The organism is Salinimicrobium oceani, from assembly GCF_012037645.1.
Window position 1 is genome coordinate 1 of the sequence record NZ_JAAVJR010000746.1, and the last position, 424, is coordinate 424.

Sequence of the window (424 nt, forward strand, 5' to 3'; positions counted from 1 at the left end):
AAAGGATTTCATGTTGATATCGTTAAGGATCTTATCTTTTTTAAATACCTTCCTGGCTACTTTAGTGTCAGATTCCGTGTAGGCAAGGGTGATATCATCAAGCATAGATAAAGCTGTAGCGAACATCTCCTCCACCCGCATCCTTTCTAAAAGTCTGGGTTCGATCTGCGTATCTATCTTCACGATATAATTCGAGATCCCATAGGCATGATCTCCCACCCGCTCCAGGTCGAAATTGATCTTTCTCAGCGCTAAGACAAACCGAAGATCGCTGGCAACCGGATTATGCAGAGCGATAAAGCGTTCACAATCCCGATCTATCTTGAGATCAAGCGCATTTACCCTGTTCTCTGTATGTAAAACTTCTTCGGCAAGATCGCTGTCATGATTGAAAAAAGCGTCACGGGCATTAACTAGTTGCTTT

The 424-nt window shown here is 43.2% G+C and carries 1 protein-coding gene; it reads right to left on the reverse strand.

Annotated features, from left to right (window positions below; translation table 11 throughout):
- Nucleotides 1-424, reverse strand: a 424-nt coding sequence (locus HC175_RS19195) for a phosphate signaling complex PhoU family protein (protein WP_317172369.1), incomplete at both ends; no start/stop codon positions are given.